The sequence below is a fragment of the Streptomyces sp. NPDC107454 genome, from assembly GCF_055582885.1.
On record NZ_JBVJPA010000026.1, the window covers coordinates 50,049 to 74,384 of the forward strand.

Annotated in this window: 23 protein-coding genes; 9 read left to right on the plus strand and 14 right to left on the minus strand. The window is 72.2% G+C overall.

From position 1 onward, the window contains the following. Positions 1-379 precede the first annotated feature (379 nt). Positions 380-1,405: an SGNH/GDSL hydrolase family protein gene (locus ACZ69M_RS45425; protein ID WP_470059544.1), complete on the minus strand. Its 1,026-nt coding sequence runs from the start codon at positions 1,403-1,405 to the stop codon at positions 380-382. 143 nt (positions 1,406-1,548) lie between these two features. Here ACZ69M_RS45425 and ACZ69M_RS45430 point away from each other — a divergent pair, with 143 nt between their 5' ends. Beyond that, complete coding sequence (locus tag ACZ69M_RS45430) at positions 1,549-2,943, plus strand: cystathionine beta-synthase (RefSeq protein ID WP_470059546.1); 1,395 nt, start codon at positions 1,549-1,551, stop codon at positions 2,941-2,943. A gap of 547 nt (positions 2,944-3,490) precedes the next feature. Here ACZ69M_RS45430 and ACZ69M_RS45435 read toward each other — a convergent pair. The 4 genes from ACZ69M_RS45435 to ACZ69M_RS45450 all read right to left on the minus strand — a co-directional run bounded on the left by ACZ69M_RS45435 (position 3,491) and on the right by ACZ69M_RS45450 (position 6,241). Then, positions 3,491-3,925, minus strand: coding sequence for a hypothetical protein (locus tag ACZ69M_RS45435; protein ID WP_470059547.1), 435 nt, complete (start codon positions 3,923-3,925; stop codon positions 3,491-3,493). A gap of 86 nt (positions 3,926-4,011) precedes the next feature. Continuing rightward, the gene (locus ACZ69M_RS45440; RefSeq protein WP_470059549.1) at positions 4,012-4,677 is read right to left on the minus strand and encodes a carbonic anhydrase; all 666 of its coding nucleotides are present in this window, start codon (positions 4,675-4,677) and stop codon (positions 4,012-4,014) included. Between the two features lie 131 nt (positions 4,678-4,808). Continuing rightward, positions 4,809-5,345 carry a cysteine dioxygenase gene (locus ACZ69M_RS45445; protein ID WP_470059550.1) on the minus strand — a complete coding sequence of 179 codons (537 nt, stop codon included), beginning with the start codon at positions 5,343-5,345 and terminating at the stop codon, positions 4,809-4,811. Beyond that, complete coding sequence (locus ACZ69M_RS45450) at positions 5,342-6,241, minus strand: amidohydrolase family protein (protein WP_470059552.1); 900 nt, start codon at positions 6,239-6,241, stop codon at positions 5,342-5,344. The genes ACZ69M_RS45445 and ACZ69M_RS45450 overlap by 4 nt, the downstream gene beginning before the upstream one ends. A gap of 236 nt (positions 6,242-6,477) precedes the next feature. Here ACZ69M_RS45450 and ACZ69M_RS45455 point away from each other — a divergent pair, with 236 nt between their 5' ends. Further along, positions 6,478-7,482: a LacI family DNA-binding transcriptional regulator gene (locus ACZ69M_RS45455; RefSeq protein ID WP_054231407.1), complete on the plus strand. Its 1,005-nt coding sequence runs from the start codon at positions 6,478-6,480 to the stop codon at positions 7,480-7,482. A 404-nt stretch (positions 7,483-7,886) separates the two neighbouring features. Here the strand turns inward: ACZ69M_RS45455 and ACZ69M_RS45460 are convergent, their stop codons facing one another. Genes ACZ69M_RS45460 through ACZ69M_RS45475 form a run of 4 tightly spaced genes read right to left on the minus strand, consistent with a single transcriptional unit; the run spans position 7,887 to position 11,194 of the window. Beyond that, positions 7,887-8,819, minus strand: coding sequence for an ABC transporter substrate-binding protein (locus tag ACZ69M_RS45460; protein WP_470059553.1), 933 nt, complete (start codon positions 8,817-8,819; stop codon positions 7,887-7,889). 14 nt (positions 8,820-8,833) lie between these two features. Then, the gene (locus tag ACZ69M_RS45465; protein ID WP_075027332.1) at positions 8,834-9,505 is read right to left on the minus strand and encodes an ABC transporter permease; all 672 of its coding nucleotides are present in this window, start codon (positions 9,503-9,505) and stop codon (positions 8,834-8,836) included. A 1-nt stretch (position 9,506) separates the two neighbouring features. Further along, positions 9,507-10,148 (minus strand): ABC transporter permease, encoded by a 642-nt coding sequence (locus ACZ69M_RS45470; RefSeq protein WP_099922288.1) that lies wholly within the window; start codon positions 10,146-10,148, stop codon positions 9,507-9,509. After that, the gene (locus ACZ69M_RS45475; protein WP_470059556.1) at positions 10,145-11,194 is read right to left on the minus strand and encodes an ABC transporter ATP-binding protein; all 1,050 of its coding nucleotides are present in this window, start codon (positions 11,192-11,194) and stop codon (positions 10,145-10,147) included. The genes ACZ69M_RS45470 and ACZ69M_RS45475 overlap by 4 nt, the downstream gene beginning before the upstream one ends. Positions 11,195-11,336: 142 nt before the next feature. On the opposite strand from ACZ69M_RS45475, the gene ACZ69M_RS45480 reads away from it, so the two are divergent. From ACZ69M_RS45480 to ACZ69M_RS45490, 3 genes are all read left to right on the plus strand, one after another. Continuing rightward, positions 11,337-12,977: an aromatic amino acid ammonia-lyase gene (locus ACZ69M_RS45480; RefSeq protein WP_470059558.1), complete on the plus strand. Its 1,641-nt coding sequence runs from the start codon at positions 11,337-11,339 to the stop codon at positions 12,975-12,977. A gap of 92 nt (positions 12,978-13,069) precedes the next feature. Beyond that, complete coding sequence (locus ACZ69M_RS45485) at positions 13,070-13,936, plus strand: MurR/RpiR family transcriptional regulator (protein ID WP_470059640.1); 867 nt, start codon at positions 13,070-13,072, stop codon at positions 13,934-13,936. 105 nt (positions 13,937-14,041) lie between these two features. After that, complete coding sequence (locus ACZ69M_RS45490) at positions 14,042-14,611, plus strand: hypothetical protein (RefSeq protein WP_470059560.1); 570 nt, start codon at positions 14,042-14,044, stop codon at positions 14,609-14,611. A 23-nt stretch (positions 14,612-14,634) separates the two neighbouring features. Here the strand turns inward: ACZ69M_RS45490 and ACZ69M_RS45495 are convergent, their stop codons facing one another. The 5 genes from ACZ69M_RS45495 to ACZ69M_RS45515 all read right to left on the minus strand — a co-directional run bounded on the left by ACZ69M_RS45495 (position 14,635) and on the right by ACZ69M_RS45515 (position 18,643). Beyond that, positions 14,635-15,009: a roadblock/LC7 domain-containing protein gene (locus ACZ69M_RS45495; protein WP_054231414.1), complete on the minus strand. Its 375-nt coding sequence runs from the start codon at positions 15,007-15,009 to the stop codon at positions 14,635-14,637. Positions 15,010-15,088: 79 nt separating this feature from the next. Continuing rightward, complete coding sequence (locus ACZ69M_RS45500; RefSeq protein ID WP_470059562.1) at positions 15,089-15,592, minus strand: roadblock/LC7 domain-containing protein; 504 nt, start codon at positions 15,590-15,592, stop codon at positions 15,089-15,091. A 38-nt stretch (positions 15,593-15,630) separates the two neighbouring features. Next, on the minus strand, positions 15,631-16,362 hold the full coding sequence (locus ACZ69M_RS45505; protein WP_470059642.1) for a transcriptional regulator: 732 nt from the start codon (positions 16,360-16,362) through the stop codon (positions 15,631-15,633). Positions 16,363-16,496: 134 nt separating this feature from the next. Then, positions 16,497-16,895, minus strand: coding sequence for a hypothetical protein (locus tag ACZ69M_RS45510; protein ID WP_054236907.1), 399 nt, complete (start codon positions 16,893-16,895; stop codon positions 16,497-16,499). Positions 16,896-17,158: 263 nt separating this feature from the next. Beyond that, positions 17,159-18,643: a type III PLP-dependent enzyme domain-containing protein gene (locus ACZ69M_RS45515; protein WP_470059564.1), complete on the minus strand. Its 1,485-nt coding sequence runs from the start codon at positions 18,641-18,643 to the stop codon at positions 17,159-17,161. A gap of 206 nt (positions 18,644-18,849) precedes the next feature. Here ACZ69M_RS45515 and hutU point away from each other — a divergent pair, with 206 nt between their 5' ends. The 4 genes from hutU to hutI are packed head-to-tail and all read left to right on the plus strand — an operon-like array spanning position 18,850 to position 24,303. Continuing rightward, complete coding sequence (gene hutU / locus ACZ69M_RS45520) at positions 18,850-20,523, plus strand: urocanate hydratase (protein ID WP_470059566.1); 1,674 nt, start codon at positions 18,850-18,852, stop codon at positions 20,521-20,523. Further along, positions 20,520-21,749: an allantoate amidohydrolase gene (locus ACZ69M_RS45525; protein ID WP_470059568.1), complete on the plus strand. Its 1,230-nt coding sequence runs from the start codon at positions 20,520-20,522 to the stop codon at positions 21,747-21,749. The genes hutU and ACZ69M_RS45525 overlap by 4 nt, the downstream gene beginning before the upstream one ends. Beyond that, complete coding sequence (locus tag ACZ69M_RS45530; RefSeq protein ID WP_470059643.1) at positions 21,740-23,080, plus strand: formimidoylglutamate deiminase; 1,341 nt, start codon at positions 21,740-21,742, stop codon at positions 23,078-23,080. The genes ACZ69M_RS45525 and ACZ69M_RS45530 overlap by 10 nt, the downstream gene beginning before the upstream one ends. 35 nt (positions 23,081-23,115) lie before the next feature. Then, a complete protein-coding gene (gene hutI, locus ACZ69M_RS45535; protein ID WP_470059570.1) occupies positions 23,116-24,303 on the plus strand; it encodes an imidazolonepropionase in 1,188 nt (395 codons plus the stop codon). The last annotated feature ends 33 nt before the right edge of the window (positions 24,304-24,336 follow it).

A 24,336-nucleotide genomic window follows, 5' to 3' on the forward strand; every position in this document is an offset into this window, starting at 1 on the left:
ACTAGGACCGCATTTCTAAGCGCTTGCTTTCCAGGCCCACCGGAATCCGGGGCGCAGCCCCGCCTGGGGGGCGCGAGGAACTGCGCGCCAAGCTCCCACCGACCGGCAGCCGAAGAAGGCCGGGCCGCCGGGGAATCGGGGCGCAGCCCCGCCTTGAGGGGCGCGGGGAACTGCGCGACCGGCCCCCACCGGCCCCCACCGGCCGACAGCCGGAGAACGTCGGGCGGGCGGAGGATTCGGGCGCAGCCCGCCGCAGGGGCGCGGGGAACTGCGCGACCAGCCCCCACACACCCGCAGCCGGAGAACACACCCCTCACGTACCCGCAGCCGGAGCCCCCCGCACCCGCAGCCAGAAAACACACCCTCGCCACCCGCCGTCTCACGCGGACGGCGTCGGCGCGGGCGCCGGATCCGTGGCGGGAACGCGCCGGCGCCGGCGGCGCTTGAGGAGGGCCCACGGGCCCCGCGGCCCCGTGGGCATGGCGGCCGTGACCTCCGTGCCCGGCTCGGACGCCGCCTCCGCCGCGGCGCGCGCGACCGGCAGGAAGCCCTCGCGACGGGAGACGTCCGGGCGTTCCTCCTCGGCCGGCCAGAGGCCCAGCGCCGCGCAGACGGTGGGAAGGACGGCCATCGCGGCCGTCGCGTACCCCTCCGCCGAGGGGTGGTAGTTGTCAGGGCCGAACAGCTCACGCGGATTCGCCTCGAACTCGGGTCCCAGCAGGTCGCCCAGCGAGACGGTACGGCCGCCCTGCTCGACCGTGCCGATGGTCTGCGCGGCGGCGAGCTGGCGCGAGGCGCGCCGGGCCAGCCAGCGCAGCGGCTGCTGGACCTGCTCCACCGTGCCCAGATCGGGGCAGGTCCCGACGACCACCTCCGCCCCCGCCGTACGCAGCCGTCGCACCGCGGCCGACAGATGGCGGACCGACCGCGTCGGCGGCATCCGATGGGTGACATCGTTGGCACCGATCATGATCACGCAGACGTCCGGCACCCGCGAGGTGTCCGCGAGGGCGACCGCGACCTGCCGGTCGAGGTCGTCGGACTGGGCGCCGGGCAGCGCGACGTTCCACATCTCCACGGGGCGTTCGGCGACCGCCGCGAGCCCGGACGCCAGCAGCGCGCCGGGCGTCTGGCGGGCCCGGTGCACGCCCTGCCCGGCCGCCGTCGAGTCACCCAGCATGGTCAACCGCAGCGGCGGCCCGTCCTGCACGGCGTACGCGTACCCGTAGAGACCGTCCGCGCGGGGCGCGTGCGCGTGCCCGTTGCCCACATGGCGCTTCGCCAGCTGCACCTCCGCCAGCACCAGCCCGACCGCCGCCGCACCCACCAGCCCGATCCCGCCGCCGCCGTACGCCGCGCCCGCCGCGATCCGCCGTGCCACCCTCGCCCTCGACAAGCTCGACATACGTCGCCGCCACCTCCTCGTAGCCGTACAAACACTGCTTGCCCCGTGGAGCAGGTCGGCCAATCTCAACGGCGAGTGAACCGTCACCCAGGGCCTTAGGCTGACGGGACCATTCCTGTTGAAACGCAGCTCCGGAGACAACGGTGCAATTCCACGACTCGATGATCAGCCTCGTCGGCAACACCCCGCTGGTGAGGCTCAACAACGTGACCGCAGGCATCCAGGCGACCGTCCTGGCGAAGGTTGAGTACTTCAACCCCGGCGGGTCCGTGAAGGACCGCATCGCCCTGCGCATGATCGAGGCCGCGGAGGAGAGCGGCGCCCTCAAGCCCGGCGGCACGATCGTCGAGCCCACCAGCGGAAACACCGGGGTCGGGCTGGCCATCGTGGCCCAGCAGAAGGGCTACAAGTGCATCTTCGTCTGCCCCGACAAGGTGAGCACGGACAAGATCAACGTGCTGCGGGCGTACGGCGCCGAGGTCGTCGTCTGCCCCACGGCCGTCGACCCGGAGCACCCGGACTCGTACTACAACGTCTCCGACCGGCTGGTCCGTGAGACGCCCGGCGCCTGGAAGCCCGACCAGTACTCCAACCCGAACAACCCCCTCTCGCACTATCACTCCACCGGCCCCGAGCTGTGGGAGCAGACGGAGGGGAGGATCACCCATTTCGTGGCGGGCGTCGGCACCGGCGGCACGATCTCCGGGACCGGTCGCTATCTGAAGGACGCGAGCGACGGCAGGGTCAAGGTCGTCGGCGCCGACCCGGAGGGGTCCGTGTACTCGGGCGGGTCCGGGCGGCCGTACCTCGTCGAGGGCGTCGGTGAGGACTTCTGGCCGACGGCGTACGACCGTACGGTCGCGGACGAGATCGTGGCCGTGTCCGACAAGGACTCCTTCCAGATGACGCGGCGGCTCGCGAAGGAGGAGGGGCTGCTCGTCGGCGGCTCCTGCGGGATGGCCGTGGTCGCCGCGCTGCGGGTGGCCGAGCGGCTCGGACCCGACGACGTCGTGGTCGTGCTCCTCCCCGACAGCGGGCGCGGTTACCTCAGCAAGATCTTCAACGACGAGTGGATGGCCGACTACGGGTTCCTGGAGGACTCCGGCCCGAGCGCGCGCGTCGCGGACGTGCTCAACGACAAGGTGTCCGGCTCCATCCCCTCCCTCGTCCACATGCACCCGGACGAGACGGTCGGCGAGGCCATCGAGGTGCTGCGCGAGTACGGCGTCTCCCAGATGCCGATCGTCAAGCCGGGCGCCGGTCACCCGGACGTGATGGCCGCCGAGGTCGTCGGGTCCGTCGTCGAACGGGAGCTGCTCGACGCCCTGTTCACCCAGCGCGCCTCGCTGCAGGACCCGCTGGAGAAGCACATGTCGGCGCCGCTGCCGCAGGTCGGCTCCGGCGAACCGGTCGGCGACCTGATGTCGGTGCTCGGCAGCGCCGACGCGGCGATCGTCCTCGTCGAGGGCAAGCCCACCGGTGTCGTCAGCCGCCAGGACCTGCTGTCCTTCCTCGCCAAGGGCGGCGCCAAGCAGTAGGCGCCGACGGGCGGCCCCCGGGCAAGAAGGCGCCGGTCAGGGCGATTTCCGCAGGTGGCAGGAGGATATTTCCCGAAGTTCCCCTCCTGAGCGGGATCTTCCTGTCTTTCGGCAGGGAACTTCGCGGAAGTGGTACGAGCGCGTCACGTCCGCGCAGCACCCGCTTAACACGGGTCCGGCACATTAGTGGGTGTCGGCAGGGCGGGAGCGGCTCCCCGCCCCGGCCGACGCCAAAACGGCGCCAAGGACCTCCGGAGCGGCTCCCGGACCTCCATGGACGCCACGGACGCGCAAGCCCGGCCCTGACCCGGCCCGCGTCCCTCGCGGGGACCGCCGTCGTCCCGCCCCCCGGTAACGGGGGTGCGGCGGTCCCCGCGCAATACGTGAGAAGGGCCCGGCACCAGTCAGGTGCCGGGCCCTTCCCGTGTGTACGTCGCGATCTACCGACGCTCCTCGCTCGCCCAGGGCCTGTCGTTTGGATCAGGCCTGGGCCGCGGGGTCTGATCAAGCCCCGTCGCCCGAAACGACCTGATCCCAGCGACAGGCCCTAGTCCTCCCAGTCGGAGTCCTTGCTCCTGCGGCGGCCGAAGAAGCTCGGGGTGACGCGCGCGGCCTGGACCACGTTGACGCCCACGATGCCGGCCCAGGCGACCAGCAGGCCGGGCAGATGCGCCACGCCGCCGCCGATCGCGGACAGCGGGACCGCCAGGACCAGCGACACGATCCCGAAACCGAAGCGCTCCCCCCACGAGTCGGTCGTCCCCTGCGGGGAGCGCGCACCGCGGGCCACCACCATCTGCTGCTCGGCCAGCTGCCGCCGTACCCGGCGGTCCACCACGCCGTCGACACGCTGTTCGACCTTCTCCAGGAACGATTCGACGAGCGCGGACTCGTACTCCTCGCCCAACTCCCTGCGCGCGTGCAGGGTGGCGTCGAGTTCCTTCTTCAGTTCGGCGTCGCCGCCCGCTTCCCTACCGGTCATGCTGTCCACGTTAGAGAGCGACGGCCCCCGAGGCACTGGGGTTAGCCCCCCTGTTGGCGCTGGGTCGCACCCCCCCGGGGGGAGCTCTAGGGGAGGAGGGTGACCAGGCTGGAGTCGAGGTCGAACCGCGCGGCGGCCACATGCGCCGCGGTGAAGGCCGGGTCCGCCCGGATCGCGTCCCGGACCCAGGCCGCGTGCGCCCGTACGGTGTGGTCGGCCCAGTCCCCGGGCACCGCCCGGGTGCGGAGCGCCGCGGGCGTGATCTCGTCCACCAGAAGCGCGAGATGGCCGGGCACGGGTGCCCCCGTACGGAGGTGTTCGAGCGTCGCCGCGACGGCCCCGCAGCGCTCGTGCCCCAGCACCAGCACGAGGGGAACGCCCAGCTCCGCCACCCCGTACTGGACGGATGCGAGGACCGCCTCGTCGAGCACCTGCCCGGCGGTCCTTATGCAGAGCAGGTCCCCGATCCCCTGGTCGAAGACCAGCTCGGGCGGGACACGGGAGTCGATGCAGCCGATGACGACCGCGAACGGGTGCTGCCCGGCGGCGAGGACATGCCGCCGGGCGCGCTCCTCGTGCGGATGACGGGGCTGCCCGGCGGCGTACCGCCGGTTGCCCGCGAGAAGTTCGTCGAGCGCCGCGCGGGCGGTCGCCGGCCGGGATCGGGGCGCGGCGACGGCTGGAACCGACGCGGTGGCGGAGAGTAGGGAGGCGGTGGTCGCCGCCAGAAAGGCCCTGCGGTTCGAGGGCATGACGCTCCCTCAGGAGTTGTGCCTGTAGCGCTCAATCACCGTACGCACGTAAGCATTCACCCTGAGTGTCGATTTAATGATCCTTGGTTGAACCGTCGTCGGATCATCGCTGCCGGGATACCGCCCCTTGATCAGGCGGCGGAGCTGTCCGCGGGAAGGCCCACGGGAAGGTCCAGGGGAAGGTCCAGGGGTCGCAGCTCGTCCGCGTACGAGACGGAGATCCGGCGCATCAGGCCGTCCTCGGTGATGTCGTACTGGCCCAGGCGCCACAGCGGCGGCGAGTACGCGTGGATCGACACGGCGTCGTCGGTGGCGCCGGTCAGACGGTGGATGTGTTCGGGGCCGAAGCAGAAGGACTCACCCTCGCCGACGGTGACGGACAGATGACTGCCGCCGATGCGCGGGTTGGACTCGGTCAGCGCGCCCTGCACGACGCCGACCGCGCCGGAGGAGATGTCGTGGTCGTGCCAGCCGGTGTCGTTGCGCCGGGTCCAGCACAGCAGCCAGACATCGACGTACTCGTCGCGGTACAGCGACGCGTAGTGCCGCTCCTCGTCGGAGAACGCGACCTGTTCGCGCCAGAGTTCGGGGCGGGTGGCGAGGTCGTCGACGAGGGCCTGGAGCTCGCGCTTGTCGAGCGTGCGGTCCGGCAGGGCCTCGTACGTCATGGGGTGGCTCCCTTCAGGAGGCGGGCGGGGTTGACGGTGCGCAGGGCGTGGACGGCGGCGGCCGCGCCGAGGTCGGGGACGGTGGGCGAGGCGTAGGGGCGGTCGCTGCCGCTGACGACCACGTCGATGCCGACGGTCCGCACGAGCGCGTCCACGGCGCGCGTCCCGTACGACGAGGTCTCGTAGAAGGCGTCGAAGTCGACCTCGCCGCGCCCGCCGCCGCGCGCCGCGAACCGCTCGCCGTGCAGTGGGGCGAGTCCCGCGAGGGCGGCGAAGCAGACGCGCAGGCGGGGGTGGCGGGCGCGGCCGAAGGCGCGGAAGGCGAACCAGGACGCGTGCATCTGGTGGACGTACGGGACCAGCGCGGGCCACCAGGGCGGGGTGCCGGGGGTGGGCGGGGCCGTGCCAGGGTGGACGAACAGCGGCTTGTCGTGGCGGGTGAGGACGTCGAGGAGGGGTGCGCAGAAGTCCCAGCCGGCCGCGTCCAGCAGGGCGGTGGCGGGGAGTTGGAGGCCTGCGCAGCCCCGGCGGAGTTCGCGCTCGACCGCGTCCGGGGCCGTTTCCGGCTCCGACAGGCAGGGCGAGGCCCAGACGCCGAAGGGGGCCGGGAGCGCGAGGGCGCCGTCGTGGAAGGCGGCGAGCAGCGGGGCGGCCTCTGCGGGCGGCAGGTGTTCGATGCCGAGCGGGCTGGAGAGGGAGACCAGGGCCAGGTCCAGGCCGTCGGCGTGGGCGAGTGCGGTGCGGGCCGCGATGTCGTGGGCGGCCGGGTCGACCTCGTACGGCGGCTCGCCCGCCAGGTGCAGGGTCCAGCCGTCGAGGTACGGCGGTGCGGTGCGGGCGCGCAGTAGCTCGACGAAGGCGGGCGGCCAGATGTGCTGGTGGACGTCGGTGGGCACGCGGCGGTCCTCGCTGGGTGGACTGAGGTTAAGCGCTTCAGTGATGCGATTAACTTAAGCGGTTAACAAGGGGGCGTCAAGCGGGCGGGCGGGCCGGACGGGAGCGGGGTGCGGAAGGGGTGGGGGCGGGGTGCGGGTGGGGGTGGGGGGTCGGCCGGAGGATCGGCTGGAGATCGGCCAGGGGTCGGCCGGGCCTTGCGCTCACAATGTGGACGTGTCCCGGTAGGCTTCCCGGCATGGCCAGGCCCAATAAGCGCACCACCCTCCGGGAGGTGGCCGAGGCCACTGGTCTCTCCACCGCCGCCGTCTCCTACGCCCTGCGTGGCAAGCACGTCTCGAAGGAGACCGAGGAACGGGTGCGCAAGGCCGCCGCCGAGCTCGGCTACGAGGCCGATCCCATCGCCCGCGCCCTCGCCAGCGGGCGCACCAGCATGGTCGGTGTCCTCGCGGGCGACCTTCAGGACCTCTGGCAGCAGCAGCTGATGGCCGCCATCGGCCGGGAGCTGCTTGCCGGCGACCGCTACGCGCTGATCCTCGACGCGGGCGGTGACCCCGACCGTGAGCTGAAGCTCGCCAAGCAGCTGCGCGACCAGCGTGTCGACGCGTTGCTGGTGTCGCCGGTGAACCCCTCGGCCGAGGAGTGGGCGGCGATCGCCGACGCGTTGCCGGTGGTGGCCGTCGGGGACTCGCTCAGTACGGCCCGTACCGCCGGGCAGGTCATCTTCGACAACCGGGCCGGCATCGACTCCGTCCTGGAATATCTGTATGGGCTCGGCCACCGCCGGGTGACCGTGCTGACGCCGACCCGGCCGAGCACGCCCGACCGGCCCGCCGACGTGTACGTCCGCGAGGCCGCCGAGCGGCTCGGGCTGCGTGCCGAACTGGTTCCGTGTCCGCAGGAGTTGGGCGAGGCCACGGTTGTCGCCCGCCGTCTTCTGGACGGGCCCCGGCCCGCGACCGCCGTCTTCTGCTTCTCCGACTCGCTGGCGTACGGGGTGTACGCCGCCGCGGCCGAGGCGTCGCTGTCCGTCGGCCGGGACGTCTCGGTGGTCGGCTTCGACGACCACCCCGTGTCCCGGGTTCTCACCCCGCCGCTGACCACGGTGGACTGGGGGCTGCCGGAGATCGCCGCGGAGGCCGCACGCTTGACGGTCGCGGCGATCGAGGGGAAGCGGGTCCGTAAGAAGCGGATCCTTTGTGCGCCGAGGATGAGTGAGCGGGGCTCAGCGGTCCGGGTGTAGCCCACGGCTTCCTCGCCCCCGCCGCCCCTACCCGTCCCATCCCCAGGGGCTCCGCCCCTTCGACCCCACCGGGGGCTCCGCGCGCCGACCCTCGCGGGGCTGTCGCCCCTGCACTCCACCGGGGGCTCCGCGCGCCGTCCCTCGCGGGGCTGTCGCCCCTGCACCTCACCGGGGGCTCCGCGCGCCGACCCCCGCGGGGCTCCGCCCCCTGGACCCCCATGGGGCTCCGCCCCCTGACCCCCCGCATCGGCCTGAACGGCCTCGTCCTCCAACGTCGGACGGGCTGAAAGATGCGCGCCAGCGCCCTCAAGGGGCGCGGGGAACTGCGCGCCCAGCCCCCACCCGCCCGCAGCCGAACCAAACGGGCAGACGGGCGATGCGGGGCGCCGCCCCGAGGGAGGGGTTCAGGTCAGTTTCTGGGCTTTCAGCCAGGCGTTGGCGACCGCGTCCGGGTCCTTCTTCTCCTTGTCCACCAGGCGGTTGAGCTTGGTCAGCTCCTCGGAGGTGAGGACGTTGCCGAGGGTGGCCAGCGCCTTGCGGACCTTCGCGTCGGCCTTGCGGGAGGCGATGAGGGGGACGATGTGCTGGGAAGGGATCAGGTTGAGGGGGTCGGTGAGGACGACCCAGCCGTTCTCGATGACGTCCACGTCCGTGGTGAAGACGTTGGCGACGTCGATGTCGCCCTTCTTCAGGGCGCCCTTGACCAACGGGCCCGAGGAGTCGAGGGACTTGAACTCCTTGAACTCCACCCCGTAGCGGTCCTTGAGGCCCACGACACCGACGACCCGCTTCTTCATCTCGGCGGCGGCACCCAGGACCAGTCTGCCGTTGGCCTTGCGCAGGTCGGCGAGGGAGGTCAGACCGTACTTGGCCGCCGTCTCCTTGGTGACGGCGAAGCTGTCGCGGTCCTCGGCCGCCGCGTAGGGGAGGACCTCGAGGCCGCCGGGGAGCACCGTCGTCAGCGTGTTCTGCATCGCGCCGGCCTCGGTGTCCGTGGCCTTGTCGTCCAGGTACAGGAGCAGGCTGCCCTGGTATTCGGGGAGGAGGTCGATGTCGCCGCCCTCCAGCGCGGGCACGACGATCTCGCGTGAGCCGAGGTTGGGGCGGACCTTCGTCTTGATGCCCGCGGCGTCCAGCACACCCGCGTACAGGTAGCCGAGGATCTGGTTCTCGGTGAAGTTGGCGGTGCCGATGGTCACACCGCCGGCGCTGGATCCGGAGCCGCCGCCGCTGCCGCCGCCGGAACTGTCCAGGGAGGTGATGCCGCTGCTGCAGGCGGCCAGGGCGGGGACGGTGGCCGCGGCGAAGAGGCCGCCGAGCAGAGTCCTACGGTTCATGGTTCTTCGGCTCCTCAGTGGGCGGCGGTACGGCGGTGACGGAACAGGTAGCGCTGGAGTCCGGCCAGCGCGAGGTCGAGCACGACGGCGACGATCGCGACCAGCGCCGCCCCGCCGAGAACCTGGACGAGATCGCGCTGCGCCAGGCCGTCGAAGACGTACCGGCCGAGGCCGCCGAAGCTGACGTACGCGGCGATCGTGGCGGTGGACACCACCTGGATGAGGGAGAGGCGCAGGCCCGTCATGATCAGGGGGAGGGCCAGCGGGATCTCGACCTGGAACAGGACCTGGTGGCCGCGCATGCCCTGGCCCCGCGCCGCGTCCTTCACCTCCGGGTCGACGGCGCTCATGCCGGCGTAGGTGTTGGTGACGATGGCAGGTACCGCGAGGACGACGAGGGCCACGTACACCGACCACAGCGACAGTCCGCTGACGAGGAAGACCAGGACGACCAGGCCCACGGTCGGCAGCGCCCGGCCGAAGGAGGACAGGTTGATGGCGAGGAAGGCGCCCTTGCCGGTGTGCCCGATCAGCAGGCCGAGCGGGAGCGCGATCGCGGCCGCGATGAGGGTGGCGAAGAGCGAGTACTCCAGGTGCTCGGCGATCCGGTGCGCGATGCCGTCGGTGCCGGCCCACTGATCGCCGCTGACCAGCCACTTGGCGAGGTTCTTGAAGAGTTCGTACATGTCAGGCTCGCCGCCTCGTCCACGGAGTGAGTACGTACTGGATCGCGACCAGCAGCGCGTCCGCGACCAGCGCGAGCAGCAGGGTCAGGACCACGCCGACGATCACCGGCGTCGGGAAGTTGCGCTGGAAACCGTCCGTGAAGAGCTGGCCGAGTCCGCCGTCGCCGATGTAGGTGGCGACGGAGACCAGGGAGATCGACATGACCGTCGCGATCCGCACGCCCGCCATGATCACGGGGAGGGCGAGCGGGAGTTCGACGGTGAGCAGGGTCCGCAGCGGGCGGGTGCCCATCGCCTTGGCGGCTTCCTTGGTCTTCACGGGGACCGAGTCGAGGCCCTCGACCGTGTTCCGGAGCAGGACGACCAGGGTGTAGACCGTCAGGCCGATGACCGTGGTGGTGCGGGTCAGGCCGCTCACCGGGAGCAGGAGGACGAAGATCGCGATCGACGGGATCGTGAAGAGGACGTTCGAGAGGCCGAGGAGCACGCCGCGCAGGGCGCGCACCCGGTGGGCCACGACGGCCAGCGGGAGGGAGATCAGCAGGCCGAAGAAGACGGCCAGCAGCGCGGCCTGGAGGTGGGAGAGGGCGAGGGAGGTGAGGTCGTGGGTGTGGTCGCCTATCCAGGACCAGTCGACGGTCATATCGCCACGCTCGCGGTGTCGTGGGTGCCGTGCGCCTTGCTCGCGTGCTCGTGGATGTCGTCGCGGGAGGTGACGCCGGTGAGCACGCCGTCGGCGTCCACACGCGCCACCAGTCCGGTGGGCGAGGCGATGGACTCGTTGAGCGCCGCCAGCAGGGAGTCGGTGTCCCTGAGCGGTCGTACGGGGAGTTCGGCGCCGTCCGCCGTCGCCCGCCAGTGCCGCGGCTTGCGGGCCTCGTCGAGGACGAGGGTCCAGGCGCCGCCCTCGGGGGCCGGGCCCTGCGGTACGTCGGTGAGGTGCTGGAGCGAGAGGAGCTTGAGGCCCCGCTCGGCGCCGAGGAAGTCGGCGACGAAGTCGTCCGCGGGGCGGGCGAGCAGGTCGGCCGGGGTCGCGCACTGCACCAGATGGCCGCCGGTGCGGAAGATCGCGATCTGGTCGCCGAGCCGCACGGCCTCGTCGATGTCGTGGGTGACGAAGACGATGGTCTTGCTGAGCTCCTTCTGGAGGCGGAGCAGTTCGTCCTGGAGCTGGGTGCGGACGACCGGGTCGACCGCGCCGAAGGGCTCGTCCATGAGCAGGACGGGCGGGTCGGCGGCGAGCGCGCGGGCCACGCCGACGCGCTGCTGCTGGCCGCCGGAGAGCTGGTGCGGGTAGCGCTTGCCCGCGTCGGCGGCGAGGCCGACGGTCTCCAGGAGCTCGGCCGCCCGCGCCCTGGCCTTCTTGCGGCCCCAGCCCAGCAGCAGCGGCACGGTGGCGATGTTGTCGAGCACCGTGCGGTGCGGGAAGAGGCCGGCCTGCTGGATGACGTACCCGATGGAGCGGCGCAGTTCGGCCGCGTCCTGCTCGAGGACGTCCTTGCCGCCGACGCGGATGGTGCCGGAGGTCGGATCGACCATCCGGTTGATCATCCGGAGGGTGGTGGTCTTACCGCAACCGGAAGATCCGACGAGGACGGTCACGCCGCCTTCCGGCATCTCCAGAGAGAGGTCGTGGACTGCGGTGGTGCCGTTGGGGAAGCGCTTGTGGACCGTGTCGAACTGGATCATGAGGTGTCCCTTGCCCGGTCTGCATATCGTCATGCAGAGTTCTCTGTACCTGAATAGGTTGTCAACGGTCCGGTGTTAATCGCTGGTTACTTATGGCCACCAGGCAAGATCCAATGTCCGGATTGAGGGGAGTTTTTGCTCTATGTCGTCTCGGAATGCGGACACGTCGCGTGTGGTGGTGGCCGGTCTCACCGCCGGTCTCGTGGTGCTCGACGGGTGCAGCACCGGTGTCGCCGACATCGTGCGGCTCGCCGACGGGGCCGCGCGGCCCGTTCCCGGCACCGAGGCGATGAAGCGTGTCGAGCAGTCCTGGGACGCCGCCCGGCAGATCGCCGCCACCGGTCGCGTCTACGGCCGCTCCACCGGCGTCGGCGCCAACCGGAACGAGGACGTGCCGACCGAGGCCGCCGCCGAGCACGGGCTGCGGCTGCTGCGCAGCCATGCCGGTGCCATCGGCGAGGAGCTCCCCGCCCGCCAGGTCCGGGCCATGCTCGCCGTCCGCGCCAACCAGCTCCTGGCGGGCGGAGCGGGCCTGCGGCCCACCGTCGTCACGGCGCTGTGCGAGGCCCTGGAGACCGGCGCGTACCCGGTCGTGAACGAGTTCGGGTCGGTGGGTACGGGGGACATCGCGGCGCTGGCCCAGGTGGGGCTGGCGCTGGTGGGGGAGCATCCCTGGCGGGGGCCGGAGCAGGGCGCGCCGCCCCGGGTACAGGCTCCGTCGGTCCAGGCCCAGGGGCCGTCGCCGCTCGGTCTCGGGGAGAGGGTGACGTCCTTCGGGGAGGAGGTGTCGTCCGTCGGACAGGGCCGGCCTCCCGCACCCCAGCCCCTCGACAACAACGACGCCCTCGCCCTCATCAGCAGCAACGCCCTCACCCTCGGACAGTCCGCGCTCGCCCTGGACGAGCTGCGGAGGCTGATCGAGGCCACCCAGGTCGTCGCCGCGCTGTCCCTGCTGGCCGTCGACGGATCGCACGAGGCGTACGCGGCGCCCGTGCACGCCGCGCGACCGCACAAGGGCTCGGTCGAAGTCGCGCGCCGGATGCGGGAGTTGATCGGGGCGGCGGACCGGCCCACCCCGCCGCTCGGGCGGATCCAGGACCCGTACGGCTTCCGGTGCGTCCCGCAGATCCACGGGCCCGCGCAGGACGCCGCGGACGCCCTCGAAGAGGTCCTGGCCGTCGAGATCAACGCCGCCGCCGAGAACCCCCTCATCTCGCCCGAGGACATGGCCGCGTACCACCACGGCGGCTTCTACCAGGCCCAACTGGCCCTCGCCCTCGACCACTTCAGGCTCGCCGTCACACAGGTGGCGCGGCTGTCGACCTCCCGGCTCTCCACCCTCAACGAACCCGCCTACACCCGCCTGCGCCCCTTCCTCGCCGACCAGGAGCCCGCGTCCTCCGGCGTGATGATCCTGGAGTACGCCGCCGCGGCCGCCCTCGGCGACCTGCGCGCCTTCTCCGCGCCCGCCTCGCTCGGCCACGCTGTACTCTCCCGGGGCGTCGAGGAACAGGCGAGCTTCGCCTCGCTCGCCGCACGGCAGACACTGCGGGCGTGCGGTGCCTACCGTCTCGTCGTGGGCTGCGAACTGGTCTCCGCCGTACGGGCGCTGCGCCAGCGCGATCTGCGGCCCGACCCGGAGCTGCCGGTCGGACGGGCGATGGAACTGGCCGAGTCCGTGCTCGGCCTGGACCAGGCCGACCGGCCGCTGACGGACGACGTGACGGCCGCCGCCGCGCTGCTCGACCGGTTCACGGACATCTGGAGGGGGAGCGAGTCATGAGCGTGGACAGGAGCACGGACGTGAGCGCGAACGTGAGCGCGGAGGCGAAAGCCGGCGTGAAGGCCGGCATGAAGGCAGACGTGAATGCCGGCATGAAGGCCGGCCTGCATGCCGACAAGAGCGTGATGGACAGTCCCGCCGGGCGCCTGCAGGCGCTCTTCGAGGGGCACCGGCTGACGCCCACCCAACGGCGCATCGCGCACAGCATGGTGCGCAGCGCCGCCGACGTGCCGTTCCTCTCCAGCGTCGAACTCGCCGAACTCGCCGGGGTCAGCCAGCCCTCCGTCACCCGCTTCGCGGTCGCGCTCGGCTTCGACGGCTACCCGGCGCTGCGCAAGCACCTGCGCGAGGTCGCGCCCACCGAACAGACGACGGCCCCGGGCTCGTACAACGAGTACCAGCAGGCCGTCGAGGCCGAGATCGAGAACCTGAAGCACCTCGCCGAGGTGCTCGCCGACCCGCGCCCGGTGCAGCGCGCGGGACGGCTGCTCGCCGCCTCCCGTCCGCTCCCGGTGCTCGGACTGCGCGCCGCCGCCTCCCAGGCGTACGGCTTCGCGTACTTCGCCGCCAAGGTCCACCCGGACGTACGGCTGCTGCACGAGGGCGGCACCATGCTGCACGACCGCATCGACGCGGCCGTCCACGCCGGAGCCACCGCCCTGCTCTGCTTCGCGCTGCCCCGCCACCCGCGCGAGGTCGTGGACTCGCTCGCCTACGCCAAGGAGGCCGGGCTGACGGTGGTGACGGTCGCGGACTCCGCGTTCGCGCCGGTCGCCAAGGTCTCGGACCTCCTCCTGCCCGCCGCCGTCGGCACCGGGCTCGCCTTCGACACGGCCTGCTCCCCGATGCTCCTGGGGCGCGTCCTGCTGGAGGCGATGTGCGACGACATCCCGGACGCCCAGACGCGGCTGGAGGAGTTCGACGCGCGGGCGGCGGCCAGGGGCCTGTTCGTGGAGTAGTCACGGTTCGGTGGAGTGGCCCCGCTTCTCAGACTCGTCTCACCTTCGCTCGTTAGCGTGCGCGCCCAAAGACGCTGAAGACGCAGGGCACGGGAGGCGGAGAACGTGGCGCGCGGAGGGCAGGGGCGCGCTCGGGTGGCCGTCGTGGTGAGAGCCGGGGCGGCACCGCTGTGGTGGTTCGGGGTGTTCGCGGCCGGTATCGGGGTGCTGATGCCGGGGCTGACCGGACGCAGGATCGGGGTCATGGCCGGCGCCGCGCTGTTCATCCTCGCGGCCGTCGTGGTGGCGTACACCCGCAGGAAGCGGTACGCCGCGCTCGTCCGCTCGGCCGCACGCGCGAGCAAGCAGGACGTGCTCCAGGACCGGGCCGTGACGGTACGCAACTGGCGCCGGGGCCATCGCTGGTGGCTGCTGCTCGCCTTCGTGGCCGCGCTCGGCAGCTCCTTCGCGGTGCCGGCCGCGGGCGGCATGCTGCTCGCCGGTGCGGGCGCCGGGCTGTGGCTCAAGGCCGGCTGGCTCGGACGCCGGGAACGCGCCGAGGAGGCGCTGATCTGGGTGCGCGTCGACTGGCTCGGCCGACGCGCCGGGGCTCCCGCCGGAAAGCCGGTCAAGGCCTGCCGGGCCACCGGAGTGGCGGCCGGCGACGCCGCGCCCGGCGGAGCGCGACGCCGCTGACCCGAGGCGGCGACAGGGGGTCGCTACACCTCGAGGTCCGCCTCGATCCTCTTCAGCTGGTGCCGGGCCATCGCCAGGTTGGACCGCTTGGCGTCGAGCACCAGGTACAGGAAGAGCCCGTTGCCGCCGCGCCCCTTGATCAGCCGGATCAGGTGGTACTGGTCGGACAGTGTGATCAGGATGTCCTCGATCTCGCCCTTCAGTCCGAGGTGCTCCATGGTGCGGATCTTGGCGCGGACGACGTCGGTGTTGCCCGCCGCCGCCACGGTGAGGTCGAAGCCCTTGCTGCCACCGATCGTGCCCAGCGCCATTCCGCTGGTGTAGTCGACGAGGGCGGCTCCGGTCGCGCCCTCGATCGAGGCGAGTGCTTCCTTCAGCGCGGTTTCGGTGTTGGTCATCGTGTGGTTCTTCCTTTCGGCTTGTCGGTCCGACTTTTCGGCCCGACTCTTCGGCCCGTCCTTCGGTCCGACTTTTCGGTCAGCTTTCCGATGCGGTGGGGGTGTTGGGGGTGGGGGGCGTGCGGGGAGTGCCGCGCGCCGTACGGGTGCGCGTCGGCATGGAGGCGGCCCGCGTGGGAGCCCGCGCCGGGGCGACCGGTTCGCCGCGTGCCGTCGCGGCCTCCACGAGCTCGCCGATCCGGGTGCCGGAACGGCGCCCCTCCAGATGCAGCCGGCCGACGTTGACCCGGTCCTGGGCCAGCAGTGTCAGCACGGCGGAGCCGCCCGCCGCGTACGTCGCCACATAGCCGTCGACGCCGCGCACCAGCAGCTCGCGGAACTCGCCCTGCCCGGTGGCGTCCGCCATCCGCACGGCCACCCCCAGTGCGGCCGCGGTGAGCGCGGCCACGCCCTCGGGCTCCACTCCGGGTGTGTCGTGGGCGAGTACGAGTCCGTCGACGCTGGCCGCCAGAGCACCGGTCAGCTGGGGCACGCGGGCCCTCAACCGGTGCAGCTCGTCGAGGACTTCGGGTTCCGCCGCCATCAGCAGTCTCCTCTCGGCACGCTGTCGCAGCGCGCGGATCACAGGGCCTCCAGCGCGTCTCGGAGCCGGCGCAACAACGCGACGTCGGGATCGGCGGAAGACTGGGTGAGCACCTTGGGCAACGGCGCACGCTCCGGTGCGTTCGCCGCCGTGACGAGCCCGGCCGCGGCCAGCCGGCGGACGTCGACGAGGGTGTGGAACGCGGGCCGCCCCAGGGCGAGCGAGATGTCCGACGCCGTCCGCAGACCGTCCACCCGGCCGAGCACGGACCACTGGCGCAGGGGGACCGACGGCTCGGCGGCGCGCCGGGCGCGTGCCAACGGGGCGGTGTCCGTCGCCGGGTCGGGCCAGACCCGGTGCAGCAGCTGGCGACGGCGCAGCGTCTCACGCTCCACCGCGGCCACGGGCACGGGACGCACGGGACCGAGCCAGTGCGCGGCCCCGTACCGGAACCGGGCCGGAGTGCTGCTCGGCCCCAGCGCGAAGTACGCCGCGTCGTACAGCGCCCCGAGATGGCACAGCTCCAGCGCGCCCTCGGCGATCCGCCCGCGCTCGACCAGGAACCGCCCGACCCGCCGCCGCGCCCCGGCCTCGGCGACCGCCTCCCGCCAGGACTCGGCCGCCAGCACTCCGCGCGCGGTGAGCAGCACGTCGAGCGAGGGGGTGGCGGGGCTCTCGGCATGCACGACCTCTCCGTCACAGAGATAGAGCACCCCGCGCTCGCGCACCAGGACGCCGGTGGCCCGCTCGGCGGCGAGTCGGCTGAGCATGGGCGAGAGGCCGACGGGCACCGCCGCCCTGTCGTTGTTGTTGGTGTTGTTGTTCTTGTCGTTGTTGCGGTCGTGGTCCTGGCCGCTGTCCTTGTGCACGGCGAGTTCGAGTGCGGGCGGTGTTCTGACCGTCGTCATCCCAGTACCAGCCGTCCGGCCATCTCACCGAGCCGGATCCGGGCCAGCGCGAGATTGCCGTCCGCCCGGTCCAGCCACAGATGCAGGAACACGCTGCTGTCGAACGTGGTCCTGACGAACCGCAGCAGGTGGTAGCTGTCACGGTTGCTGACGATCAGGTCCTCGACCGGGGTCTCCTGCTCGGACCAGTCGGACCCGTCGGACGGGGCGAACGCCTTGTGCTCCGCGGCGAGCCGGGCGAGCTCGGCCGCCTCCGCCGCGGTCGTCTCGTGGTCACCGCCCGGGGCGTCCCCGACCGTGCCCAGGGCCAGCCCGCTGGTCCAGTCGACCACCGCGGCGCCCCGGGCACCGGGCAGTCGCATGGCTTCCAGTAGGCACTCGTCGATTCCGGGCACCACGTATCCCCTCCCGCCAAAGGGTTCGGCCGAGTGACGCCGAAGTTACGCAACGTGTGCGCGACGGGTGAGCGATCTGGCATTTTCCTGTGGAACATGCGCGCGGTGACTAAGGTGGGTCAACTGACCATATTTTCAGTCCTCTTGAGGCTGTTCGGATGCCGGTCAGCGCGTTGTGAAGGCGCGCCAGGGGGGCGCTCGCAGGTCCGCGGGGGTGCGCGGCGAGGCCATGCACGCCGTGTTCTCTTTCGGGGCGCCCGGGGCTACAGCGCCGTGAGTGCCGTCGGCCGCGCGCCGCCCGACTCCGCGACGATCTCCTCGACGCCCTGCGGTTCCCGTACGACCGCGAACCGCACGTCCCTACCCCCTTTGCCGTTGCCGCCCTCGACCGACGCGAAGCCGTAAACGCCCGGCCGGGCCAGGGAGTTGTACGCGTAATGGTGGGCGAAGTAGTAGGCGCCCGTGTCCAACGCCGCCGCGTAGTCGCCCTGTTCGAGCAGCGGGAGAGCGCGCCCCTCGGCGAGCAGGTCGCCCGCGAAACAGGCGGGCCCCGCGATGTCCTGGACGACGTCCGGCCCCGCCTTGGGGCGCCCCAACGCGTCGTACGCGGCGATCCGCAGCGGCCAGGACCCGGGCGCGTACACCGTGCGGGTCGCGATCTGCACCCCGGCGTGCGTCACCGCGACCGGCCGGCCTCCGGCGGACTTCGCGTACTCGACCCGCGCGACCACGGTCCCGTGCTTGGCCAGCAGCGACCGCCCGAACTCGGTGACCAGCCCGTACCGCCCGTCGAAGAGCCCAGGCACCGCCTCGGCGAGCAGCCGTGCGTACTGCGCGTACGTCGGCGTCGTGACGTCGGAGTCGAAGTTGACCGGCAGTCCGCCGCCGATGTCGAGCGTGTCGATCTGCTGCCGTCCGACACGCCGGTTGATCTCCTCGGCGAGTGCGTACGTCTCCGCGATCCCCCGCGCCATCAGCGAGAGCGGGATGCCCTGCGATCCGGTGTGCGCGTGCAGCCGGGTCAGCCACGGACGGTCGGCGTACGCCTGGACGATCCACTCCCGGGCACCCTCGTCGCGCAGCGCGACCCCGAACTTCGAGGTCGCCGTCGCCGTGGACAACGCCTCGATGGAACCCCCGCCGACCTGCGGGTTCACCCGGATTCCGATGGGGGAGCGGGGGTGCGGGGATCCCGTGGGACCGCCGTTTTGCCCGTGGGGCAGGTCCCTCACCAGGCCGTCGATGCGGTCCAGCTCCTGCGGATTGTCCGCGTTGACGGCGATGCCCAGCGCCAGCGCCTCGCGCAGCTCGGCGATCGTCTTGGCGGGTGAGTCGAGCACGGTCTCGGCGGGTGGCACTCCGGCCGCCCGTGCGAGGGCGAGCTCGCCGGGGCTCGCGACCTCCGCGCCGATGCCCTGCTCGTGCAGCAGCCGCAGTACGGGCACCAGCGGGGTCGCCTTCACCGCGAAGGCGTGCAGCGCGGGTGTGCCCGGCGCCGTCACCGCGTCGAAGGCGGCCCGCAGCTCCGCCACCGAGGCCTTGATGCCGGGAACGTCGAGGAGGGCGATGATGGGGGCCTCGGGCCCCAGCAGTCCATGCTCCACGGCGGCCCGGACGGCGTCGTCGCGCCGCGCCACGCGATCGGAGCCGGACTCGCCCCCGCCCGCCGAAGGCGCCTCACCCGAAGACGCCCCGTCCGCCGGAGCCTCACCCGAAGCCTCACTCGAAGGCGCCGCCGCTGAAGACATCCCGGTCGACGGCGTCCCCGCCGAAGACACCCTGGTTCCTGCCGCCCCATCGGTCACTGAATCCTCCGTCGTGTCCCTGTCTGTGCCCATACATCCCAGCCAAACACCCGCGCCACGCCCCCGCTGGCCCACTCATCTATTGACTAGCTCTATTCAAGAAGCCAGGATGTGAATATCTACTGCAACAGTCCGCTAGGAGGCAGACCATGTCAGGACCCCGCCCCGTCCGAGCGCCGCGCGGTACGGAACTGAGTGCCCTGGGATGGCAGCAGGAAGCCGCCCTGCGGATGCTGCAGAACAACCTCGACCCCGAGGTCGCCGAGCACCCCGACAAGCTCGTCGTCTACGGCGGCACCGGCAAGGCCGCCCGTGACTGGCGCTCCTTCGACGCCATGGTCCGCACGCTGCGGACCCTCAAGCAGGACGAGACGATGCTCGTCCAGTCCGGCCGCCCCGTCGGCGTCATGCAGACCCACGAGTGGGCCCCGCGCGTCCTCATCGCCAACTCCAACCTGGTCGGCGACTGGGCCAACTGGGAGGAGTTCCGCCGTCTGGAGGCCCTCGGCCTCACCATGTACGGCCAGATGACCGCCGGCTCCTGGATCTACATCGGCACCCAGGGCATCCTCCAGGGCACCTACGAGACCTTCGCCGCCGTCGCCGCCAAGAAGTTCAACGGCACGCTCGCGGGCACCATCACCCTGACCGCGGGCCTCGGCGGCATGGGCGGCGCCCAGCCGCTCGCCGTGACGATGAACGACGGCGTCGCGATCTGTATCGACGTCGACCCGCGCGCCATCGAGCGCCGCATCGAGCACCGCTACCTGGACGTGCGGGCCGACTCCCTGGAGCACGCCCTCCAGCTCGCCGTCGAGGCCCGCGACCAGCGCAAGCCGCTCTCCATCGGCCTCCTGGGCAACGCCGCCGAGCTGCTGCCCCGCATGCTCGCCGAGAGCGCCCCCATCGACATCGTGACCGACCAGACCTCGGCCCACGACCCGCTGGCCTACCTCCCCATCGGCATCGACTTCGACGACATGGCCGACGCGGCCGCCAAGGACCCGGCGGGCTTCACCACCCGCGCCCGTGAGTCCATGGCCAAGCACGTCGAGGCGATGGTCGGCTTCATGGACGCCGGCGCCGAGGTCTTCGACTACGGCAACTCGATCCGCGGCGAGGCCCAGCTCGCCGGGTACGACCGGGCGTTCGCCTTCCCCGGGTTTGTGCCCGCTTACATCCGCCCCCTCTTCTCCGAGGGCAAGGGGCCTTTCCGCTGGGCGGCCCTCTCCGGCGAGGCGTCCGACATCGCCAAGACCGACAAGGCGATCCTCGACCTCTTCCCGGAGAACGAGTCCCTGCACCGCTGGATCAAGCTGGCCGGCGAGCGCGTCCACTTCCAGGGCCTGCCCGCCCGTATCTGCTGGCTCGGCTACGGCGAGCGCGACAAGGCCGGCGAGCGCTTCAACGACATGGTGGCGTCCGGCGAGCTCGCCGCGCCCCTGGCCATCGGCCGCGACCACCTCGACTGCGGCTCCGTCGCCTCCCCGTACCGCGAGACCGAGGCCATGCTCGACGGCTCCGACGCGATCGCCGACTGGCCGCTGCTCAACGCCATGGTGAACGTCGCCTCCGGCGCCTCCTGGGTCTCCATCCACCACGGCGGCGGCGTCGGCATGGGCCGCTCCATCCACGCCGGACAGGTGTCCGTCGCCGACGGCACCAAGCTGGCCGGCGAGAAGATCCGCCGCGTGCTCACCAACGACCCCGGCATGGGCGTCATCCGCCACGTCGACGCCGGGTACGACATCGCCGAGTCCGTCGCCCAGGAGCGCGGCGTGCGCATCCCGATGCGCGAAGGCGACGAGGGCGGCGTCGCGTGACCTTCCACAGCATGTGGGCGGAGCTGCTGCCGATCGGCCGCAGCTCCGCCTCCGGCGGCTACCGCCGCTTCGCCTGGACCGGGGCCGACGCCGACTGCCGGGCCTGGTTCCGGGCCCAGGCCGAGTCCCGCGGGCTGCGCTACGAGCTGGACCGCAACGGCAACCAGTGGGCCTGGCTCGGCGACCCCGCCGAGGGTGACGCCGTCGTCACCGGGTCCCACCTGGACTCCGTGCCCGACGGCGGGGCCTTCGACGGGCCCCTCGGCGTCGTGTCGTCCTTCGCCGCGCTGGACGAACTGCGCGCGAGGAAGGCCGAGTTCACCCGTCCCCTCGCCATCGTCAACTTCGGCGACGAGGAGGGCGCCCGCTTCGGACTCGCCTGCGTCGGCTCCCGGCTGGCCGCCGGACAGCTCACCGTCGAGCAGGCGCACCGGCTGACCGACGGCGACGGCATCACGCTCCCGCAGGCCATGGAGCGCGCCGGATACGACCCCGACACCATCGGGCCCGACCCCGAGCGCCTCGCCCGCATCGGCGCCTTCGTCGAACTGCACGTCGAGCAGGGCCGGGCCCTCGACCTCAGCGGCGACCAGGTCGGCATCGCCAGCGCCATCTGGCCGCACGGCCGCTGGCGCTTCGACTTCCGGGGCGAGGCCAACCACGCGGGCACCACCCGGCTCGTCGACCGCCGCGACCCGATGCTGTCGTACGCCGAGACCGTGCTCGCCGCCCGCCGGGAGGCCCAGCTCGCCGGTGCCGTCGCCACCTTCGGCAAGATCTCCGTCGAGCCGAACGGAGTGAATGCCATCCCCTCCCTCGTGCGCGGCTGGCTCGACTCCCGCGCCGCCGACCAGGCGACCCTCGACACGGTCGTCACCGGCGTCGAGAAGGCCGCCCGCGAGTACGCGGAGGCCCACGGAGTCGAACTCGACGTCGTCCGCGAGTCGTTCACCCCCGTCGTCGAGTTCGAGCACGCCCTGCGCGACGAGCTCGCCCGCATCCTGGGCAAGGACGGGGAAGAGGCCGCGGGACTCACGGTTCCCGTCCTGGGCACGGGCGCCGGACACGACGCCGGAATTCTCTCCGGGACCGTCCCGACCGCCATGCTGTTCGTACGCAACCCCACGGGTGTCTCGCACTCCCCGGCCGAATACGCCGCCGAGGACGACTGCGTGGCCGGGGTGACCGCACTCGCCGACGTACTCGAAGGGCTGGCCTGCAGGTGACGCAGACGTACTGGCTTGAACACGCCTGGCTCGACACCCACGTCGAGCCGGGCGTGGCCCTGGACGTGACGGACGGGCGGATCACCGCCGTCCGCGAGAACACCGCCACCCCGCCCCCTGGCGCCGAGATCCTCCGCGGACTCACCCTCCCCGGCCTCGCCAACGCCCACTCGCACGCCTTCCACCGCGCCCTGCGCGGCACCGTCCAGGTCGGCTCCGGCACCTTCTGGACCTGGCGCGAGATCATGTACTCCTTCGCGGACAGGCTGACCCCGGACACCTACCACGCGCTCGCCCGCACCGTGTACGCGGAGATGGCGCTCGCGGGCGTCACGGCCGTCGGCGAGTTCCACTACGTGCACCACGCCCCCGGCGGCACCCCGTACGCCGACCCGAACGCGATGGGCGAGGCGCTCCTCGCGGCCGCGGACGAGGCCGGCATCCGGATCACCCTCCTCGACACGGCCTACGTGTCCTCCGGCTTCGGACAGCCGCCCAACCACCACCAGCTCCGCTTCTCCGACGGCAGCGCGGAGGCCTGGGCGGAACGCTCTTCACTTCTCAAGGACCGTGATCACGCACGGATCGGTGCCGCCATCCACTCCGTACGGGCCGTGCCCGCCGGACAGCTGGCGACGGTCGCGCGCTGGGCCGAGGAGCGGCAGGCCCCGCTGCACGTGCATCTGTCGGAGCAGACGGCGGAGAACGACGCCTGCCAGGCCGCCCACGGGTGCACCCCGACGCGGCTCCTCGCCGACCACGGCGTGCTCGGCCCCCGCACGACCGGCGTCCACAACACGCACCTCACGGACGAGGACATCGCGCTGCTGGGCGACTCCCGGACGGGCACGTGCATGTGCCCGACGACGGAACGGGACCTGGCGGACGGCATCGGCCCCGCCGTCGCCCTCCAGCGAGCCGGCTCGCCCCTCTCCCTCGGCTCCGACAGCCACGCCGTCATCGACCTCCTCGAAGAGGCCCGCGCGATGGAGCTGAACGAGCGCCTGCGCACCCGCACCCGCGGTCACTGGACGGCGGCCGCCCTGCTGCGCGCCGCCTCCGCCGACGGCCACGCGGCCCTCGGCTGGCAGGACGCGGGCAGCCTCGAGACGGGCGCGCTCGCCGACTTCACGACGATCGCCCTCGACTCGGTCAGAACAGCGGGACCGGTGCCGCGCCTGGGCGCCGAGACGGCCGTATTCGCGGCGACGGCGGCCGACGTACGGCACACGGTCGTGGGCGGCCGGCACGTCGTACGCGACGGGGCGCACACCCTTGTTCCCGATGTGCCGCAGGCCCTCGCGCAGGCAGTCGAAGCCCTGCGCGCCTAGAGACGACCGCCGAACTCCGCCCCCGCGAGGACGCCATGAGCAGCACCACCGGCACGACCACCGTCATCACCAACATCGCCAGTCTGGTCACCAACGATCCCTCCCTCGGCGACGGATCTCTCCTCGGTCTGATCCAGGACGCGGCCGTCGTCATCGAAGGCGACCGCATCGCGTGGACCGGTGATTCAAGAGAAGCACCCGCCACTGACAACCGGGTCGACGCCGGTGGCCGGGCCGTGATTCCGGGCTTCGTGGACTCCCACTCGCACCTCGTCTTCGCGGGCGACCGCACCCAGGAGTTCAACGCCCGCATGTCGGGCCGCGGCTACACGGCGGGCGGCATCCGCACCACCGTCGCCGCCACCCGCGCCGCCAGTGACGAGGACCTGGAGCGCAACCTCACGCACTACCTCCACGAGGCCCTGCGCCAGGGCACCACCACCTTCGAGACCAAGTCGGGCTACGGCCTCACCGTCGAGGACGAGGCCCGCGCGCTGCGCATCGCGGCGGCGCACACCGACGAGGTCACCTACCTCGGCGCGCACATCGTCTCCCCGGACTACGCCGACGACCCGGCCGCGTACGTGGCTCTGGTGACCGGCGAGATGCTCGACGCCTGTGCCCCGTACGCCCGTTGGATCGACGTCTTCTGCGAGAAGGGCGCCTTCGACGGCGACCAGGCCCGCGCGATCCTCACCGCAGGCAAGGCGAAGGGCCTGCACCCGCGGGTCCACGCCAACCAGCTCTCGTACGGCCCCGGCGTCCAGCTCGCCGTCGAACTCGACGCGGCGAGCGCCGACCACTGCACCCACCTCACGGACGCGGACGTCGAGGCCCTGGCGAACGGGCGCACGGTCGCGACCCTGCTCCCCGGCGCCGAGTTCTCCACCCGCGCCGAGTGGCCGGACGCCCGCCGCCTCCTGGACGCGGGCGTGACCGTCGCCCTCTCCACCGACTGCAACCCGGGCTCGTCCTTCACCTCCTCCGTCCCGTTCTGCATCGCGCTGGCGGTACGGGACATGGGGATGACCCCGGACGAGGCGGTCTGGTCGGCCACGGCGGGCGGCGCGGCGGCCCTGCGCCGCACGGACATCGGCCGTCTCACCGTCGGCGCCCGCGCCGACCTCACCCTCCTGGACGCGCCCAGCCACGTCCACCTCGCCTACCGGCCGGGTGTACCGCTGGTCACCGGCGTCTGGCGGCGCGGCGCACGCGAGGTCTGACACCGGGGTCACGAGTCCGAGACCGCGAGTCCG

Excerpts from the sequence above, each read along its gene's own strand:
- ACZ69M_RS45425 (WP_470059544.1), bottom strand. The coding sequence starts at position 1,405 with ATGTCGAGCTTGTCGAGGGCGAGGGTGGCACGGCGGATCGCGGCGGGC.
- ACZ69M_RS45435 (WP_470059547.1), bottom strand. The coding sequence starts at position 3,925 with ATGACCGGTAGGGAAGCGGGCGGCGACGCCGAACTGAAGAAGGAACTC.
- ACZ69M_RS45440 (WP_470059549.1), bottom strand. The coding sequence starts at position 4,677 with ATGCCCTCGAACCGCAGGGCCTTTCTGGCGGCGACCACCGCCTCCCTA.
- ACZ69M_RS45445 (WP_470059550.1), bottom strand. The coding sequence starts at position 5,345 with ATGACGTACGAGGCCCTGCCGGACCGCACGCTCGACAAGCGCGAGCTC.
- ACZ69M_RS45455 (WP_054231407.1), top strand. The coding sequence starts at position 6,478 with ATGGCCAGGCCCAATAAGCGCACCACCCTCCGGGAGGTGGCCGAGGCC.
- ACZ69M_RS45460 (WP_470059553.1), bottom strand. The coding sequence starts at position 8,819 with ATGAACCGTAGGACTCTGCTCGGCGGCCTCTTCGCCGCGGCCACCGTC.
- ACZ69M_RS45465 (WP_075027332.1), bottom strand. The coding sequence starts at position 9,505 with ATGTACGAACTCTTCAAGAACCTCGCCAAGTGGCTGGTCAGCGGCGAT.
- ACZ69M_RS45470 (WP_099922288.1), bottom strand. The coding sequence starts at position 10,148 with ATGACCGTCGACTGGTCCTGGATAGGCGACCACACCCACGACCTCACC.
- ACZ69M_RS45475 (WP_470059556.1), bottom strand. The coding sequence starts at position 11,194 with ATGATCCAGTTCGACACGGTCCACAAGCGCTTCCCCAACGGCACCACC.
- ACZ69M_RS45480 (WP_470059558.1), top strand. The coding sequence starts at position 11,337 with ATGTCGTCTCGGAATGCGGACACGTCGCGTGTGGTGGTGGCCGGTCTC.
- ACZ69M_RS45485 (WP_470059640.1), top strand. The coding sequence starts at position 13,070 with ATGAAGGCCGGCCTGCATGCCGACAAGAGCGTGATGGACAGTCCCGCC.
- ACZ69M_RS45495 (WP_054231414.1), bottom strand. The coding sequence starts at position 15,009 with ATGACCAACACCGAAACCGCGCTGAAGGAAGCACTCGCCTCGATCGAG.
- ACZ69M_RS45500 (WP_470059562.1), bottom strand. The coding sequence starts at position 15,592 with ATGGCGGCGGAACCCGAAGTCCTCGACGAGCTGCACCGGTTGAGGGCC.
- ACZ69M_RS45505 (WP_470059642.1), bottom strand. The coding sequence starts at position 16,362 with ATGCTCAGCCGACTCGCCGCCGAGCGGGCCACCGGCGTCCTGGTGCGC.
- ACZ69M_RS45515 (WP_470059564.1), bottom strand. The coding sequence starts at position 18,643 with ATGTCTTCAGCGGCGGCGCCTTCGAGTGAGGCTTCGGGTGAGGCTCCG.
- hutU (WP_470059566.1), top strand. The coding sequence starts at position 18,850 with ATGTCAGGACCCCGCCCCGTCCGAGCGCCGCGCGGTACGGAACTGAGT.
- hutI (WP_470059570.1), top strand. The coding sequence starts at position 23,116 with ATGAGCAGCACCACCGGCACGACCACCGTCATCACCAACATCGCCAGT.